At 63.0% G+C, this 18,188-nt stretch carries 15 protein-coding genes; 8 read left to right on the top strand and 7 right to left on the bottom strand.

Going from position 1 to position 18,188, the window contains the following annotated elements; genetic code table 11:
- Window positions 1-50: 50 nt before the first annotated feature.
- The 7 genes from M1D51_RS16900 to M1D51_RS16870 all read left to right on the top strand — a co-directional run bounded on the left by M1D51_RS16900 (window position 51) and on the right by M1D51_RS16870 (window position 10,336).
- Entirely contained in the window at window positions 51-824 is a 774-nt protein-coding gene (locus M1D51_RS16900; protein ID WP_458107318.1) for an NlpC/P60 family protein, read from the top strand.
- A gap of 252 nt (window positions 825-1,076) precedes the next feature.
- Entirely contained in the window at window positions 1,077-1,577 is a 501-nt protein-coding gene (locus M1D51_RS16895) for an HNH endonuclease (protein WP_024819811.1), read from the top strand.
- Window positions 1,578-1,619: 42 nt separating this feature from the next.
- Entirely contained in the window at window positions 1,620-2,525 is a 906-nt protein-coding gene (locus tag M1D51_RS16890; RefSeq protein ID WP_458107317.1) for an NTP transferase domain-containing protein, read from the top strand.
- On the top strand, window positions 2,522-3,877 hold the full coding sequence (locus M1D51_RS16885; RefSeq protein WP_458107316.1) for a molybdopterin molybdotransferase MoeA: 1,356 nt from the start codon (window positions 2,522-2,524) through the stop codon (window positions 3,875-3,877). Before M1D51_RS16890 ends, M1D51_RS16885 begins: the two co-directional genes overlap by 4 nt.
- 86 nt (window positions 3,878-3,963) lie before the next feature.
- Window positions 3,964-6,270, top strand: coding sequence for an FdhF/YdeP family oxidoreductase (locus tag M1D51_RS16880; protein ID WP_458107315.1), 2,307 nt, complete (start codon window positions 3,964-3,966; stop codon window positions 6,268-6,270).
- A gap of 1 nt (window position 6,271) precedes the next feature.
- Window positions 6,272-7,183 (top strand): formate dehydrogenase accessory sulfurtransferase FdhD, encoded by a 912-nt coding sequence (gene fdhD / locus M1D51_RS16875; protein WP_458107314.1) that lies wholly within the window; start codon window positions 6,272-6,274, stop codon window positions 7,181-7,183.
- A 123-nt stretch (window positions 7,184-7,306) separates the two neighbouring features.
- Complete coding sequence (locus tag M1D51_RS16870) at window positions 7,307-10,336, top strand: alpha-mannosidase (RefSeq protein ID WP_458107313.1); 3,030 nt, start codon at window positions 7,307-7,309, stop codon at window positions 10,334-10,336.
- Between the two features lie 82 nt (window positions 10,337-10,418).
- Here M1D51_RS16870 and M1D51_RS16865 read toward each other — a convergent pair whose 3' ends face one another.
- From M1D51_RS16865 to M1D51_RS16835, 7 genes are all read right to left on the bottom strand, one after another.
- Entirely contained in the window at window positions 10,419-11,471 is a 1,053-nt protein-coding gene (locus tag M1D51_RS16865; RefSeq protein ID WP_458107312.1) for a hypothetical protein, read from the bottom strand.
- 3 nt (window positions 11,472-11,474) lie between these two features.
- Window positions 11,475-12,383: a hypothetical protein gene (locus M1D51_RS16860; protein WP_458107311.1), complete on the bottom strand. Its 909-nt coding sequence runs from the start codon at window positions 12,381-12,383 to the stop codon at window positions 11,475-11,477.
- Between the two features lie 14 nt (window positions 12,384-12,397).
- On the bottom strand, window positions 12,398-13,189 hold the full coding sequence (locus tag M1D51_RS16855; RefSeq protein ID WP_216659789.1) for an amino acid ABC transporter ATP-binding protein: 792 nt from the start codon (window positions 13,187-13,189) through the stop codon (window positions 12,398-12,400).
- Window positions 13,176-13,835, bottom strand: coding sequence for an amino acid ABC transporter permease (locus tag M1D51_RS16850; protein WP_026548287.1), 660 nt, complete (start codon window positions 13,833-13,835; stop codon window positions 13,176-13,178). The genes M1D51_RS16855 and M1D51_RS16850 overlap by 14 nt, the downstream gene beginning before the upstream one ends.
- On the bottom strand, window positions 13,836-14,651 hold the full coding sequence (locus tag M1D51_RS16845) for an amino acid ABC transporter substrate-binding protein (RefSeq protein WP_458107310.1): 816 nt from the start codon (window positions 14,649-14,651) through the stop codon (window positions 13,836-13,838).
- A gap of 238 nt (window positions 14,652-14,889) precedes the next feature.
- Window positions 14,890-15,597: a hypothetical protein gene (locus M1D51_RS16840; RefSeq protein ID WP_458107309.1), complete on the bottom strand. Its 708-nt coding sequence runs from the start codon at window positions 15,595-15,597 to the stop codon at window positions 14,890-14,892.
- Entirely contained in the window at window positions 15,594-16,316 is a 723-nt protein-coding gene (locus M1D51_RS16835; protein WP_458107308.1) for a hypothetical protein, read from the bottom strand. The genes M1D51_RS16840 and M1D51_RS16835 overlap by 4 nt, the downstream gene beginning before the upstream one ends.
- Window positions 16,317-16,526: 210 nt before the next feature.
- Here M1D51_RS16835 and M1D51_RS16830 point away from each other — a divergent pair, with 210 nt between their 5' ends.
- Window positions 16,527-18,188: an ABC-F family ATP-binding cassette domain-containing protein gene (locus M1D51_RS16830; RefSeq protein WP_458107307.1), complete on the top strand. Its 1,662-nt coding sequence runs from the start codon at window positions 16,527-16,529 to the stop codon at window positions 18,186-18,188.

Below are 18,188 nucleotides of genomic sequence, written 5' to 3'. Positions count from 1 at the left end.
CAATGAGCCGCGTGTACCCCAACTGCACGCGGATACGAAAAGAGAAAACCATGACCAGTGCACCAAAGGTTGCACGGCATCGCGCTGAGGCCCCCAAGACCAGCTCGCTTGCCGTGATCGCCAAGGCCGTCAGTGAAAACGCCGGTGGCGTGGGCCGCCAGGCAGCCGTCATTGCCGCAGCTTCGGGTTTGGTCCTGACGGGCAGCGTGGCCGCCAACGCAGCAGACACCAACGTTGACCGCGAGTCCACCTCGACCTCCACCCTCGACGTCCAGTCGGTAGTGCAGGCGACCATCGCTGCGGACTCCACGGTTGCCATCTCTTACGAACGCCCCGTGGTCACCACGGTGCAGGCCCCGGTTCCTGTGGAGAAGAAGGCTCCTGCCAAGGTTGAAACCAAGAAGACAGCAGAAGTCACGGCCACTGCCGGTAAAGCCACGCTGGCGGTCAACACCGCGGCTCCTGCAGCAAAGGCTCCGGCCGCTGCCAGTGGCCTTGGTGCGGCAATCGCTGCTGCTGCCTACGCACAGCTCGGTGTGACCCAGGACTGCACCATGCTGGTGACCAATTCCCTGGCAGCCGTTGGCATCAACTTCCACGACTGGCCGGCCGGCTACCTCTCCCTTGGCCGCACCGTCAGCGCAGCGGAAGCACAGCCCGGCGATCTCGCTTACTACGCCAACGGTGGTCTGGCCGGACAGGCACACATTGCTGTGTACGTCGGCAACGGCAAGGCAGTCCATGGTGGATGGAACGGATCCACCACGGCACTGTTCAGCGTCAACGTCGGCTCCGGCCCGGTCTTCATCCGTGTGAACGGCTGACCCGGACTTACGCAAGGCAGCAACACCCCTCAGGCTTCGGCCCGCGGGGTGTTTTGCTTTAAGGCACTGGAACCGGTCCTCCTACCCTTAACCCGGCATGAACTTTTGCCGACACTGCACGGGAATCGACAGAAAGATTCGTTGATACGGCATATAAGTGCTTACCCTTATCTTGTCGATCCACAGCCCGTACAAGCAGAGGGCAGCCGGCCCTCGTGCCCCTGACGGGTGCGGCCGTGAAGAGGTACGTGCATGCGCACACTCGTTCTGAATGCTGGATATGAACCGCTGGCGGTAATAACATTCCGCCGGGCGCTGGTCCTTGTGTTGACTGGGAAAGCTAGCGTAGTGGCCGAAGGCGACGAGCCTGTCGTCGGGCCACAGGAGATTCTCGGACGCCCCTCCGTGATCCTCCTCAACCGCTACATCCGTCCCCGGTACAACAGGATTACTGCCGTGAGCCGCCGCGGGGTCCTTCGCCGCGACGGCCATCGCTGCGCCTACTGCGGGAAAACAGCCCACACCATAGACCACGTCCACCCCAAATCCAGGGGCGGCGCGGATTCCTGGGAAAACCTGGTTGCGGCGTGCTTGAAATGCAACAACGCCAAGAGCGACCATACGCTGGCTGAAATGGGCTGGAAGCTCCGTTTCACGCCAGGGGTTCCCCAGGGAACCATGTGGCAGATCAAGGAACTCGAGAAACCTGCGCCGGACTGGGACCCGTTCCTGTTGCCGGAATCCGCTGCCTGATCGATTTCTGCTGAACTCCGGCCGCCCCGGTAATCTGGGCGGATGGAGTTCAATGCCGTGATTTTGGCGGGTGGCAGGGCCACCCGCCTCGGTGGCGTGCCCAAGCCATCGCTGATGTACGACGGCGACACCCTCCTTTCGCATGCCCTGCAGGCGGCCCGGGGTGCTGCAGCGGTGGTGGTGGTGGGTCCGGAAGCTTCAGGACCGGGTGGTATGCCGTTGCCGGACGGGGTGCTGCGTGCACGGGAGGAGCCGGCATTTGCAGGTCCGGCTGCGGCCATCGCTGCCGGGTTGGCAGCACTGGAACGCAGGGGTACCGAGGCTCCGTGGACCTTGGTTCTGGCCTGCGACATGCCTTTTGCTTCCCGTGGGGTTGCTGATCTGTGGAGGGCGCTGGCGGCTCATCCTGGCGTGGAGGGTGCCATGGCAGTATCCGTCGATGGGCGCAAGCAACCTCTTCTGGGGGCCTACAACACCGCCGCTTTGGTCCGCGAGGTGGCCGTAGCTTCCCAAGGTTCCGGGTTAACGAACTCTTCGGTGTTCCGCCTGCTTGCTAGGCTGAACCTGCTGGACGTTGCCGTCCCCGCAGGCTCCACGGAGGACGTGGATACGTGGGAGGACGCTGCGGCCTTGGGCATTGACTACAAGTTGGAGGCGGACGTGAAGAGCCAGGAAGAGACGCTCGAGGAATGGTGCCGCACACTGCTGCAGGCATTTGAGCTTGAAGGCGTTGAAGTGGACATCAATGAAGTGCTTGCCGTCGCCGGAGTGGCGGCACATTCAGTGGTTCGTCCCGCCGCACCCCTCACCACATTCATTGCCGGTTACGCGGCGGGCATGGCCCGCGGCATTGGCCAGGCAAGCGATGACGCGTCCATGAACGCGGCGTTGGAACTGGCCCGCAACGTTGCCAAGGAGTACTCGGAGTCCGAGGCAGACACCGAATGACGGAGGCCCCCGCGGAGGGCCATCACGCAGCGCACACCTGGCAGGAGGCCCGGCAGCGCGCGTTCGAATGCGCCACGCCCATCCCGCCCGGCCCGGTGCCGCTCAGATCAGCCCTGGGCCGCACGCTCGCTGCCGACGCCCGGGCGGTGCAGGATATGCCGCACTACGCTTCCTCCGCCATGGACGGCTGGGCCGTTAACGGAAGTGGTCCCTGGATACTGAGCGAGCCGGGCCAGAGGCTCGCGCCGCACCAGGCAAGTCCCATTGTCACCGGTGGTCTGATACCACCCGGGGCCAAGGCAGTACTGCGCAGCGAGAGCGGAGTGATCACCACCGACGACGACGGACTGCCGGTCCTTGCGTTGGGCGGCGCCGCCAAACCGGGAGAACCCCGTAACGGCCAGCACATCCGCAAAGCCGCAGAAGAGGCAGCCGAGGGCGAGGTCCTGCTCGCCGCCGGAACCGTGCTCAACCCGGCCCACGTTGCCCTGGCTGCGCTGGCCGGCCTGGACCATCTGGAGGTTCTTGGCAAGCCGCTGGTCAGGTTCCTGCTGACAGGTTCCGAGGTTGTGGAACAGGGAATCCCGCAGCCCGGACAGGTCCGCGATACCTTCGGCCCGCAATTGGGTGCCGTGGTAGAGCTCCTGGGCGGCATTGCAGGGGACCGGCTCAGAGTGGGGGACAACTACGAAGAGTGGATTGCCGCCCTCCAGGACACTGAGCCGGCCATGGACGAGCTCGCAGCCGGTCCCTACGAGGAGACTGAACCTCCGGCCGACGTCGTCATCACTACTGGCGGGACGGGCCGTTCGGGGACTGACCACTTCAGGCGGGCGGTGGCAGAACTTGGCGGCCGGCTGCTGATCGATGGCATCGCCATGCGTCCTGGCCATCCTGCCGTCCTGGCTGAACTGCCCGATGGCCGCTTTATCCTGGGCCTGCCGGGAAATCCGCTGGCGGCAATGATGGCCTTGTTGACAGTTGGTGCGCCGTTGCTGGCGGCATTGGGGCATGGTCAGTTGCCCGAAGTGGGCGAGGTTCCGTGCGGCGCAATGATCGAGGCAGATCCCGGCCGGACGCGACTGACGCCGTTCAAGCTGGTGTACGGCCTGGCCTCGCCGGCGCAGCACGCTGGTCCCGGGATGATGCGGGGCCTGGCAGGCGCGGACGGGGTGATGGTGGTTCCGCCCCATGGAGTCCAACTCGGTGAGTTGGTCCCGGCGTTTGCGTTGCCCTGGGGCAAACCGTTGCCTGCGCCCGCGTCCGCGGAAGACAAGCCTCGCAAGGCCCCGGCACGGCAGGCAAAAAAGGCACCCTCCGGCCCCGTGGACTGGAGTGCGCTGGACGCCTGAGCAGTGGCCTCCCGTGGCCCGCGGTGAACCTCCTGTGCGCTGCAGCGAACCAGGAAAGGACGCCCACAAAGTGCAATGATGGACTCATGAACAGGCATGCTCCCGAACAGGACATCAATGAAGATGACCTGCAAATCCACCCGCCCAAGCAAGCCGCCGCCGGACTTAAGGCTGTCACGGTGGCCCTTGAACGCGGATACGCCCAGGCCGGAGTAGGCCGCACGGTCCGTTCCATGCTCAGGGTCAACCAGCACGATGGCTTTGACTGCCCGGGATGTGCGTGGCCGGAATCCATCACGGGCAGGCGCAGTCCCGCCGAGTTCTGCGAGAACGGCGCCAAGGCGATCGCCGAGGAAAGTACCACCCGCACAGTGGGCGCAGAGTTCTGGGCCAAGCACTCCCTGGCCGATCTTGAAGGCAAGACCGAATACTGGCTGGGGAGCCAGGGAAGATTGTCCGAGCCTGTGGTCATCAAGCCCGGAGACACCCACTACAAACCCATCAGCTGGACCGAGGCCTTCGCCCTGATCGGTGAGCACATCAACGCCACCACTCCGGAGAAGTGCGTTTTCTATACCTCCGGCCGGACGGCCAATGAGACCGCCTTCATGTATCAGTTGTTCGCCCGAAGCCTGGGCACCAACAACCTTCCGGACTGCTCCAACATGTGCCATGAATCGTCCGGCAGCGCACTGAATCCCACCATTGGAATCGGCAAAGGCACAGTTTCGCTGGAGGATATCCACCACGCCGAACTGGTCCTGGTGGTGGGACAGAATCCGGGAACCAACCATCCCCGGATGCTGTCTGCACTGCGGGACTGCAAGAACAACGGCGGAAAGATCGTCGCTGTGAATCCGCTTCCCGAAGCCGGCCTCCTGAACTTCAAGGACCCTCAGTCCCTCAACGGCGTCATCGGCGGCGGCACCACCATCGCGGACGAATTTTTGCAGATCAAGGTCGGTGGCGACCTCGCGTTGTTCCAGGCCTTGGGCCACCTGCTCCTGGAGGAAGAGGAGCGCAACCCGGGCACCGTCGTCGACCATTCTTTTATTGAGCAGCAGACCGAAGGGTTCGCCGCTTACAAGGAAGCGCGTACAACACTGGACTGGGCTGAGACGGAGCGGGCCACCGGCCTGACCCGGCGGCAGATCACCAAGGCCGCGGAGATGATGGCTGCCTCCAAGGCAACCATCATCTGCTGGGCCCTTGGACTGACACAGCAGCCGCATTCGGTGGACACGCTGCGCGAAATCATCAACCTGTTGCTGTTGCAAGGGAACTTCGGCAAGCGCGGCGCCGGAGCCTGCCCTGTCCGTGGACACTCCAATGTGCAGGGTGACCGCACCATGGGCATCTGGGAGAAACCCAAGGAATCCTTCCTGGCGGCGTTGGACAAGGAATTCGGCTTCCACATGCCGCGGGACCACGGCTATGACTCGGTGGAAACCCAGCACGCCCTGGAAAAGGGTGAGGTTGATGTTTTCGTCTCCATGGGTGGGAACTTCGCAGCGGCCGGCTCCGACACCGCAGCCTTGGAAGAAGGCTTGAAGAAGGCAGGGCTGACGGTCCACATCTCCACCAAGCCGAACCGCGCCCACGTGGTCCGTGGCAAAACGTCGCTGATCCTGCCCACGCTGGGCAGGACCGATACCGATGACAAACACCCCACAGGCAAGCAGTTCCTGTCCGTGGAAGACTCCATGTCCGTCATCCACAAAACACAGGGAAGGCTGGAGCCGGTCTCCGAACACCTGCTCAGTGAGCCGGTGATCGTGGCCCGCATGGCCCAAGCCACCCTGGGTGATGACCACAGCGTGGACTGGCGGGCCATGGCCGAGGATTACGACGTGATCCGGGACCATATCTCCCGGGTGATTCCAGGCTTTGAGGACTTCAATGCCAGGGTTCGTACCAAGAACGGTTTCGTCCTTCCCAATCCGCCCCGGGATACCCGCACGTTCGCCACGGACATCGGCAAGGGACGCTTCTCGGTGCGTCCGCTGGAGTACCTCGAAGCGCCGGCGGGCCACCTGATCCTCCAGACGGTCCGCAGCCACGATCAGTACAACACCACGTTCTATGGCCTCGATGACCGGTACCGTGGCGTTTCTGACGGCCGCAGGGTCATCCTGGTCCATCCGGACGACTTGGCGGAACTCGGTTTCCAGGACCGCGATCTTGTGGATGTCATCTCCACGTTTGCCGGAACGGAGCGACGTGCCAACAAGTTTCGGCTGATCGGTTACCCCACGGCCAAGGGTTGCGCCGCAGCGTACTTCCCTGAGGCCAACGCCTTGGTGCACCGCGAACTGGTGGCACGGGAATCCAATACGCCCGGCTACAAAGCCATGACGGTAAGATTTATCAAGCATGAGGAGGACGGATCCTGACATGGGACGGGTAACCCAGCGACGCAAGGTACATAAGTTTGTCCTGGACGGCTCGCCGCAAGCGCTGGAGCATCCCGTCCGCTTCAAAGAAGACGTCCTCGCGGTGGAGGAGCCCCTGGAGATCCGGTTGGGGGAGATGTCCTTCTCCGTCACCATGCGGACCCCGGGAGACGATTTTGACCTCGTTGCGGGATTCCTTGTCTCCGAGGGAATCGTGTGGGAACCTGCCCAGCTGATCTCCGAGCGTTTCTGCGCGGGGGAGAACGAGGACGGGGTGCAGACCTTCAACGTGGTGGATGCGCAGCTTCGGCCCGACGTGGAACGGCCTGACACCGGCCGCAATGTCTACACGTCCAGCTCATGCGGAATCTGCGGGACGGACTCCATTGACGCCGTCCGCAAGGCCTCCCACCACAGCCCCAAGGAAGACACCCTCACAGTCCCGATACGGGCCCTTGCGTCCTTGCCGGACCGCCTCCGGGAGGCCCAGGCGGTCTTCGATAAAACAGGTGGCGTCCATGCTGCAGGTCTTTTCCGGATCCACGACGACGGCACCACCGAGCTGTTGTGCCTCAGGGAAGACGTTGGAAGGCACAACGCCGTGGACAAAGTAGTGGGCTGGGCTTTGCGGGCCGGCATGCTGCCGCTGCGTGGGACAGTCCTCCAGGTCTCCGGCAGGGCGTCCTTCGAACTGGTCCAGAAAGCGGCAATGGCGGGCATTCCCGTGCTGTCGGCGGTCAGTGCACCCTCCAGCCTCGCGGCCGAACTGGCCGAAGAGACGGGGATTACTTTGGCCGGGTTCAGTCGTGGGCACAGCCTCAACGTCTATGCCGGACGGGACAGGATTGTTGCGGAACCGCTCCAGGCCGATGCACTGTCCATGGGGGATAGCCGTCAATCACTTGGCTATTGAGCTGGAACAACGTAGATTTTATCCATCGATTGGAAGCGCGGCGAACCCAGAATTGCCGTCGCAACGCGCACCCCGGTGCGTGTGCCAAGCGTGATACCCAGCTAAAGCCCAAAGGGGAATTAATTGCACGACGACCGCCGGATTACTGAACAGCGCCTCGATCGATTCGTTCGGGAACGCATTCTTCCGGCCATTTACGGCAGAGCCATACCGCTGGAATTGAGCAGTTGGGAGGTTCCCGGCGAGCCCGTGCCGGCGGCCGAAGCCGTGCGCCAGCTGTTCGTCCCGCAGGAGCACGGTGCCCCGTGGGGAAAGGCCTGGAGTACCAAGTGGCTGCACCTGCAGGGTGAAGTCCCGCAGGACTGGGGCATGGCTGAAGCTACCTCGGTGGAAGTCATTGTGGATCTCGGATTCAACAGCGACGTCCCCGGTTTCCAGTGCGAAGGCACTGCCTGGCGCGCCGACGGCAGCATCATCAAGGCGATCTCGCCCCGGAATTATCACGTCCCCCTCAAACTGCTCGGCGGCGGACACTCCGTTGATTTCTATGTTGAAGCTGCAGCGAACCCGGACGTCGCCCAAGGCTGGTCCTTCGCTCCCACCCCGCTCGGAGACAAAGCTACCTCAGGCGAGGAGCCACGGTACCGCCTGGGTCGCATCGCCATGGCTGAACTCAACGAGACCGTGTGGGAACTCAACCAGGACATCTGGACACTGAGCGGCCTCATGCATGAACTTCCCATGGAACTTCCCCGCCGCCACGAAATCCTCAGGGCGCTCGAACGCATGCTGGACATCATGGACCCGGACGATGTCCCCGGGACTGCCGCTGCCGGTCGCGAAGCGTTGAAGGAAGTGTTGGGACGGCCCGCCTACGCTTCCGCCCACCAGCTCCTGGCCACAGGCCATGCCCACATCGACTCCGCATGGTTGTGGCCGGTCCGGGAGACCATCCGTAAATGTGCCAGGACGTTCTCCAACGTGGTGGCCCTCATGGATGAAGATCCCGACTTTGTGTTTTCCTGCTCTTCAGCCCAGCAGATGGCGTGGATCAAGGAGTACTTCCCTGAGCTCTTTGTCCGCATCCGGGAGAAGGTCAAGGCCGGCCAGTTCATCCCCGTGGGTGGCATGTGGGTGGAATCGGACACCAATATGCCGGGCGGAGAGGCCATGGCCCGCCAGTTCGTGGAAGGCAAGAGCTTCTTCCTGAAGGAATTCGACGTCGAATGCCGGGAGGCCTGGCTGCCGGACTCCTTCGGCTATTCCGGTGCCATCCCGCAGATCGTGAAGGAGGCCGGTTCCCGCTGGTTCCTGACGCAGAAGATTTCCTGGAACAAGGTCAACCGCATGCCGCACCACACCTTTACGTGGGAGGGCATCGACGGAACCCGGCTGTTCACCCACTTCCCGCCAGTGGATACCTACAATGCTGAGCTGCACGCCCGGGAACTGGCCCATGCCGAACGCAACTACCGCGACCACGGCCGCGGAACCATGTCCCTGGTGCCGTTCGGGTACGGCGACGGCGGTGGCGGACCTACGCGTGAGATGGTGGCCGCAGCACACCGCACGGCGGACCTGGAGGGCTCCCCGAGGGTCCGGATGGGCACAGCAGAGGACTTTTTCACCAAGGCCGAGGCGGAGTACACCAACCTGCCGGTCTGGGTGGGCGAGATGTATCTGGAAATGCACCGCGGAACCTACACCAGCCAGGCCAAGACCAAGCTGGGCAACCGTCGCAGCGAACACCTGCTGCGTGAGGCCGAGCTGTGGTGCTCCACCGCAGCAGTCCGGCTGGGGGCCGGCTACACCTACCCCCGGGAGGAGCTGAAGCGGCTCTGGCAGTTGGTCCTCCTGCAACAGTTCCACGACATCCTGCCGGGCAGCTCCATCGCCTGGGTGCACCAGGACGCAGAGCGCAACTACGAGGCCATTGCCCGTGACCTCGAGGCCATCATCGCCGAGGCTGCCCAGGCTTTGGTGGGTACCGGCGGCACCAGCTACCTGCTGAACGCCGCACCCCATCAGCGCAGTGGCGTGCAGGCTTTGGCGATCGCCGAGGCCAGCGGACCCGGCACCGGTGTCCAGGTGGAAGAACCGGGCGAGGGCTTCGTGCTGGACAACGGCATCATTCGTGCAGTCCTGGACGGGAACGGCTTGCTCACCTCCTTGGTGGACCATGCCAGCGGCCGCGAGGCCATTGCTCCCGGGCAGGCCGGCAACCTGCTGGAGTTGTTCAGGGATACTCCCAACGAATGGGATGCGTGGGACATCGAAGAGTTCTACCGCAGGAACGTCACCCAACTGACCGACGCAGACACCATCGACCTCGAGCGCACGCCGGCCGGCGTCGTCGTGATGGTTCAACGGAAGGTGGGCGCCTCCACCATCACCCAGCGAATCACGCTCGACGCCGGTGCCAAATCCCTGGGGATTGCCACCACGGTGGACTGGCAGGAACGCGAAAAGATGCTGAAGATCGCCTTCCCGCTGGACGTGAGGGCGGATCGTTCGGCGTCCGAAACGCAGTTCGGCCACGTGTTCCGGCCCACGCACACCAACACGTCCTGGGAAGCTGCCAAGTTCGAAATCTGCGCGCATCGCTGGATCCATGTTGCCGAGCCCGGCTACGGTGTGGCCGTCAGCAATTCCTCCAGCTATGGACACGACGTCACCAGGGCGGTCCGCACCGATGGCGGAACCACGACGACGGTCCGCACCTCGCTGCTGCGCTCGGCGCGGTTCCCGGATCCTGAAGCAGACAGGGGAGAGCACATCTTGGAGGTTTCCATCAGGCCAGGTGCTGCGATCGCTGACGCTGTTGAAGAGGGGTACCGGACCAACCTGAAGCCACGGTTCGTGACCGGTGGCCGAGGAGTGGAGCCTTTGGTGTCGGTCTCGAACCCGGCCATTGTGGTCGAAGCCGTGAAGCTGGCCGAGGATGGATCGGATGATGTGATCGTCAGGCTCTACGAGTCGCTGGGAGAACGCTCTGTTGCCACGCTGCGGCCCGGTTTCGAGGCCGTTGGAGCCACAGCCACGGACCTGCTGGAACGGGCTGTAGAAGCTCCTGGCGTGACTGCAGGGGAGGACTCAGTGGTGGAGTTGGTGCTCCGGCCGTTCCAATTGGTCACACTGCGCTTCGCACGCTGAGCTGCAAAGCACCACATACGCCGACGCCGTTGGACGGGAAACCCGTCCAACGGCGTCGGCGTTTGCAGTGGTACCGGGGTGGTTATTCGACCAGCTCGACGTCTACTGCATCTTTGAGAATCTGGACCCGCAGGGGGATCACCGAATCGTAGCTCTTGATTTCGGCTGCGATTTTTTTGGAGAACACTTCCTCCACGAGATCGGGCATGTCCCTGACCCCCGACAGGTAGCGCTTGGCAGCGAAGTCGAACTCTGACCTGTTGTTCCTGATACGGGTGTTGAGGACCTTGAGCTCGTCGGCAATCTTAAGGAATTCCTCTTCGGAAGCATTGCGCGCAGTGGCTTCGTCGACCTTCCGGGTCATCTGATCCTTGATCTTCACGAACTCGTTGTAGTTCTCTTCGGACTTTGCCGTGATCTCGGCGTTTGATTCAAGCTGGGCGATCCGGTTGTCCAACGTGCGGGCGAACTCGACGTAGGCCACGTTCTTGGATTGCTTGAGCTGGCCCACCGCTTCCCGGCAGGGAGCCGCGGCCTGTCCTAGCAGGGTTTGGCGTTCCCGGAGGGTGGCGGCTTTGGAGCCAACAAACAAGCCGTTGCAGCCGGCTCCGTCCTCCCTGAAGAGACCTTCAAACTGAGGGTATGACTCCACCAGTCCCTCCATGTGGTCAACGAAGCCCTGGTAGGACTCTTCGAGTTGCGCCACGGCGATTCCGATCCCGTCGTCACCGGATGTGTGGGCGGCCTTTACCGTCGCCAGTGCCGCGCGTGCGTCCTTGGCTGCCTGCTGGAACTCATCGCGCTCTTTTGCGGAATTCTTCTCCGCCTCCTCCTGGGAGGCAGGGGCGTTCCGGGCTTTCTTGTAAGCGGCGAGGTAGGCGTTGGCCGCGGGTTGGAGCTTGCCCCGCGTGTCCACCAGCGCTGTGAGGTGGCCTTCTTTCAGGGTCTGCAGGTTTTCCTTGCGTTGCTGCCCGGAGAACTGCGTCACAGCCACCACAGCCGCCACGGCAATGATCACCAGGACAACTGCACTGGAAATCAGGACCAGTGCAAGCTTGCGCTTTTTAGGAGCGGGTTGCTGCCCGGGCATGGCCCCGGGAGCAGGCTGCTGCGTGGGGACAGGTTCATGTGTCATGGCTTATTCCCCGTCCTTGGCCGCAGCATCAAACTGGTCCGTTCGTTTTTTGAGGGCACTTTCCAGCGCTTTGTTGGAGTCATTGGCATTGGTCACCAACTGGTTGTATTTCTCCTTGGCGGCGCCCTCATACTTGGTCTGTGCAGCTGACAGGGCATCATTGATGTCCAGCATGGCCACTCCGGCCAGAGTCCGCTTTGCAAGTCGCTCAAGATCGTCCTTGGCGTCCAGGACTTCCTGCTGTTTGTCCCGCTGTCCGCGGATGACACCCTCAACGGCGGTCAGGAGTTCGGTTGTTTCGGCATCCGTGCCGTCCTTGGCCGTCCCAATTGCTGCCAGGCAGGCGTCGGCACCCTTGACGTAATCCTCGGAATACGACTCCGCGCCAACGTTCAAAGTTGAATGCAGAGGCGCGCAGGGACCGCCAATGGATTCATTGATGTTTGAGGTGTTCACAACCAATTGGTCGTTGTAGGCGATCACGGCACTGTACTGCTCCTTGAAGCGGTTGTAGGCCTCGCCGATTTCCTGTTCCTGTACGGCCGGCGATGATCCCATCCGATCCAGCCGGTCCAGGTTGGTCCGGGTTTCCCGTTTAAGGCGCTCGCCATCGCGGTTGAGGACCTGGTCCTTCTCCTGCTGCCCGGCCTTCTCGGTCATCACGCTCGAATAGCGGAGCGAAAACTGGTTGAACAATGGATCGTAGAGATTCATCGAGTTGTCCAGTATTGCCCGCTCTTTGTCCATGCGGACTACATCTGCGCGCTGCACGCCGGCCGGGCGGGAGAGGGCAAACCACGTACCCAGCCCTCCTGCCAGAACCACCGCGGCAACCACCGCGGCAATGATGATGGTACGCCTGGACTTACTGCGGCCGGTTTCGGCTGCTGGATCCAAAGTCTGTTCCCCCATTTCCCGTAAATCTCCTAGACGTCGTGCTGAAGCCGTTTCACAAAAAGCTTGGTCCGTTCCTGCGTGGGTGCCCGCAGGACTTCGGCGGCAGGGCCGCGTTCCACCACAACACCGCCGTCCATGAAAATGACCTCGTCCGCTACATGCTGGGCGAAGGCGAGCTCATGGGTCACGATCACCATGGTCCAGCCCTCCTCAGCCAGTTCCTTGATGACTCCCAGGACTTCACCCACCAGCTCCGGATCCAGGGCAGAGGTAGGCTCATCGAACAGCAGCAGCTGGGGCTTCAGTGCCAGGGCCCGGACGATGCCTACGCGTTGCTGCTGGCCGCCGGAAAGTTCAAAGGGGTAGGCATCGCGCTTATCCGCCAGCCCAACCCGTTCCAAAAGCCGCTCCGCCTCCGCGATGGCTTCAGCCCGAGGCCTCTTCTGGACCTGGATGGGGCCCTCGGTGATGTTCTTCAGGACCGTCATGTGCGGGAACAGGTTGTAGTGCTGGAAGACCATGGCGCTGCGGTCACGCAACTGGGCGATCTCCTTCTTGCCCACCTTTCCGTTGAAATCGATGGAAAGGCCCCCGACGACGTCGCCGTCCCCGAAGGTGACGGTACCGGCGTCGGGAATTTCAAGGCCATTCAACGAACGCAGGACGGTGGTCTTTCCCGAGCCTGAGGGACCGATCAGGGCAACCACCTGGCCGCGGCGGATATCGATGTCGATGTCACGCAGCACCACGTTGCTGCCGAACGCCTTGGCGAGGTTCCGGGCTTTGAGCACCGTGGCGGAAGATTCGTTAGTGGGCGACATAGCGGTCCAATCTCCTTTCCACGGCGGACTGCGCGGTGGAAAGGACCAGGCAGATGACCCAGTACACCAAGGCGGCCTGCAGGTACAGGGCCATGAACTCCTGGCTGAAAGCAGCGATCTGCTGGGCATTGCGGAACAGTTCGGTCACCAGGATCAGGGATGCCAGCGAGGTGTCCTTCACCAGCGATATGAAGGTGTTGGACAACGGGGGAACGGATACCCGGGCTGCCTGGGGGAGGATGATGCGCACGAGGGTCTGCGGCCGGGACATGCCGATGGTGTGACCGGCTTCCCACTGCCCCTTGGGCACGGACAGGATGGCTGCGCGGATGATCTCCGCCGCGTAACCGCCCACGTTCAGCGAGAACGCGATGATCGCGCTGGGCCAGGGATCAAGCCTGACGCCGATGCTGGGGAGGCCGAAGAAAATCACGAACAGCTGGACCAGCAGGGGAGTGCCACGGATGACGGAGACGTAGAAACGGCCGATTCCCGAGAGCAGCCAGTTGGGGCTCAGCCTCATCAGTGCCACCACCAAGGCGAGCACCAGGCCGAAGGCGAATGAGGCGAGGGTCAGGGGAATGGTCCCCGTGACGGCCCCGGTGATCAGTGGGCCGAAGGAACTCCAGATGAGGTCCCAGTTCATCTATTTGGTGACGTCCGCGCCGAAGTACTTTTCGGAGATCTTGGCCAGGGTTCCATCTGCCTGGAGGTCGGCCAGCGCCTTGTCCACGGCAGCGGTGAGCTCGGTTGAACCCTTACGGAAGACGAACGCGCTTTCGGTCTTATCCGGTGCCTCCGCAGCGACCTTCAGACCGGAATCCGGGGTGTTCTTGGCGTAATCCAGGTACGTGAGTTTGTCATTGACGGTCGCGTCCACGCGGCCCTGCTGGACCAACGTAGCGGACTGCGCCCAGCCTTCCACGGCCTGGACGTTGGCGCCGGCTTCCACAGCCATCTTGTAGAAGTTGCTGGTCAGTGACTGGGCCGTCGTTTTGCCCTTGAGGTCCGCGAAGCTGTTGATGCTGGAGTTGTCCGACTTGGTCACCACTACTCCCGTGGAGACGGTGTACGGAGTGGAGAACTCGTACTTCGCCTTGCGTTCGTCGTTGATGGAAATCTGGTTGGCAATGGTGTCGAAGCGCTTGGAGTCCAAGCCGGCGAAGATGCCATCGAACTGTGTCTCCTGGAAGGCAGCCTTGACGCCGAGCTTTCCGGCTACTGCCTGGGCCACTTCGACGTCGAAGCCGGTGAGGTCGCCGGCGCCTTCTGCATGGAAGCTGAAGGGGCGGTACGTGCCTTCGGTGGCGATGACCAGCTCACCCTTGGACTTGACGTCCGAAAGGGATGTATCTCCGCCTGACTGCGCGGGAGTTGAACCTCCACCGCACGCTGTGAGCACGAGGGCGGCCGAGGCCAAAGTGGCGGCGATGATGGAGCGGCGGGTGCGAAGGCTGTTCATGGAGCCATCTTAGCCACCGTAAGGAGCCTTGCTGGGTGTGGGCTTCCGGTGGGCCGCAACAGGGGGTTAAAAAGGCTGAGTGGGGGCGGTCCCCAACAGCCCGCCACCACTCATCCCCCCAATTGTGATCCCATGGGCGCCACATCCACCGGAAACCCGTTCTCTGATTCCGGTGTCAGGCTGCAACCGCGTTCACACATTCATGATTGTGCCACGATCTAATGCTTTTGTGAAAGTCTTACGCTGCGAGACGTCGTTTTCTTCGCGAATACGCCTTGGAGAACCAGATCCCGGCCAGCCCAAGGGCCGTGGCCATGGCTGCGGAGTAGTTGATCAGGACCCGAAGCCAGGCCTCCGAGAAGGGGATCAACGGGAACAGTTGGGAGAGCAGGAGCAGGCAAAGTCCCAGGAGCAGCAGGGCCGAAGCCACCCGGAGCAACACCGGGGCGGCGCTGACCACGGTCCGCCAAATTGCGGGGACCAGACAGGCAGCGACGAAACCGGGGTAGAAGCGGCCCATGAAGGCATAGGCCTCCAGGGAGGGGCCCCACGTCAAACCGCTCATGCCGGCCGAAGAACCCTGGGTGTCCGTGACAACGAAGAAGTAGACGGTCAGGACGGCCACGATTGCCGCGACCGTGAGGCCAACCGGACCCCTGATGGCACGGACTGCGGCCGGCGATCCGAAAGCGGTGGCGATCTTGATGCCCATGAGGAAGAACGTCGCATACAGCAGGAAGCGCAGGACCAGGTTGCCTACGTTCATCCCGCCAAGCCAGCCGTCAAGGACCAGGTATGGCGCTTCAATGCTGATGAAGATGCTCAAGGAGATCAGGGCGAAAATATAGAAGACCACCCTGTTCTCCCCGCGCAGTGCACTGGGTATCCGCGCCACAGTGATGGCCAGGCAGACAACCAGCGTTATCCAGGGCAGGACGGCCGTCATCCGAGGTTCTCCCAAATTCGTTCTGTACGTTCGTGGTCTTGTTCCTGGCGTTTGAGGGTCTTTCCCATGGCCAGGAGCCGCTCGCCGGCCAGGGTGACCAGCGCGCTTTGGCTCATTCGGTCCAGCGCTTCCCGGCGGGCATTCGGTGCCCACCCGGCTTCTGCCTCAGTGATCAGGCCTCCGGCCACCAGTCCTCCTGCGGGCCCGACGCCGGCAGCCCGGGAGGTGGCGATGGCCAGTTCAGGAGGAAGCCTGTTGGCCGTCAGATGCGCTGAGAAGTTCTGCGGCGCGATCCCGGTGGCTTCGCTGACCCGGTGCCGCAACTCGCCGTCGTCGATTGCGTCCACCCAGTTCCGCACAGAGGTGGGGTGCGGCGGTTCGGAAAGCGGGGCGGCGGGGGCCGAACCCGGCTCGCTGCGTTCCACCACTGCCCGGAGCAGATCGATGGTGGCCACCTGGCTGACCAGCTCACAGGGCGTGGGCGCTACGGGGGCACCCCTGAGGTCGGCGTAAAGGTCGAAGGTGGACAGGGCCTGCACTGGATCGACGTGGAATCCACGGCTGATGCTCACCAGCGTTGATTCAGCAACCTTGCCGCGGACCAGTTGCTGGGCCAGCGTTGTCCGTTTGATGCCGGCAATCCGGCAGACATCAGCTGTGCTGGCATCGGGCGCGACGCCGTGAAGCCAGCGCTGGAACGCCTTGGACGGTAAGGGCATGGGGAACTTTCCGGGACGGGTCGCGGGGCAGGACAGGAGGAAGCCGTAAGTGGGAGTACGAAACGATTTTACGCTGACGCCACATTGAATTATGCTTGATGCTTGAACCCGTTGGTCCGTACACCCCCCAAGTCCGGACCAACGGGTTTTTCCATGCCTGCGGGAATCGCGGCCTGAATTCCTGCGTTGTCCCTGCTGGAGGATAGACACATGACAGCAACCTTGGTGGCCAAGGATCTTGCCGGTGGCCACGGCCATCGCACGCTTTTTTCCAACCTTTCCCTGACTGTGGCGCCGGGCGATGTTGTGGGCGTCGTCGGCGCGAACGGTGCCGGGAAATCCACGCTGCTCCGCATTCTTGCCGGAGTGGACCAGTCCCAGGACGGCAGCGTCAGCCTTGCGCCGTCTGACGCTTTTGTGGGCTTTCTTCCCCAGGAACATGAGCGGACTGCCGGCGAGAGCATTGCGGCCTACATTGCGCGCCGGACAGGCTGCGCCCAGGCCACAGTGGACATGGAAGCCACCGCCGAAGCCCTCGGCTCCGGGGCTCCCGGAGCCGATGACGCCTACTCGCTGGCCTTCGACCGTTGGATGGCCTCCGGTGCCGCGGACCTTGAGGACCGCATTCCGGCTGTGCTGTCCGATCTCGGCTTGGAACTGGGCGCCGACGCCCTCATGACCGGGCTCTCCGGCGGGCAGGCAGCACGTGTTGCCTTGGCAGCCCTGCTGCTCAGCCGCTTCGACGTGGTGCTCCTCGATGAACCCACCAACGATCTTGACCTTGACGGCCTGGCCCGGCTGGAAGCTTTCGTCCAAGGCCTTCGCGGCGGCGTGGTGCTGGTATCCCACGACCGCGAATTCCTGGCCCGCTGCGTCACTACCGTGGTGGAACTGGACCTGGCCCAAAACTCGGTGGCGGTGTACGACGGCGGCTACGAGGCATTCCTCGAAGAGCGTGCCGTCGCCAAACGCCACGCCCGTGAACGGTACGACGAGTTCGCCAACACCAAGGCGGACCTCATCTCGCGCGCACGCACCCAGCGGGAGTGGAGCTCCCAGGGCGTCCGGAACGCCATGAAGAAAAACCCGGACAATGACAAAATCCGCCGGGCTGCGAGCAGCGAGTCGTCGGAGAAACAGGCCCAGAAGGTCCGCCAGATGGAGTCCCGGATCGCCCGCCTCACAGAGGTGGAGGAACCGCGCAAGGAATGGCAACTGCAATTCAGCATCGGCCAGGCACCCCGCTCAAGCGCCGTCGTCGCCACCTTGCGTGACGTCGTCGCGCGTCAAGGCGACTTCACGCTGGGACCGGTGAACCTCCAGCTCAACGGCGGCGAACGCATCGGCATCACCGGACCCAACGGCGCCGGAAAGTCGACACTGCTGCGGCTGCTGCTCGGAACCCAAACACCGGACGACGGCGATGCCTCCATGGGTGCCTCAGTCGCCATCGGCGAAATTGACCAGGCACGTGGACTGCTCGACGGCGGGCAGCCGCTTGGCGACGCCGTCGAAGCGGTGCTGGTGGACTGGAACAGCGCCGATGTCCGGACGCTTCTGGCGAAGTTCGGGCTGAAGGCCGACCATACCTCGCGCACGGTGGACTCGTTGTCCCCGGGGGAACGGACACGTGCCGCACTGGCGCTCCTGCAGGCCCGCGGCGTGAACCTGCTGGTGCTGGACGAGCCCACCAACCACTTGGACCTTCCGGCGATCGAGCAACTTGAAGAGGCGCTGGAGAGTTACGAGGGCGCCCTGCTGCTGGTCACCCACGACCGTAGGCTGCTGGAAAACGTGCGGCTTGATTCACGCTGGCACCTTGAGAACGGCCGGGTGCAGGAACTGCACCACACCCCCAGCCAGGAGAAGTAA

The organism is Arthrobacter sp. R3-55, from assembly GCF_054161505.1.
Note: the sequence above shows the minus strand (reverse complement) of the source record. Positions and strands in the feature narration are given on the sequence as shown.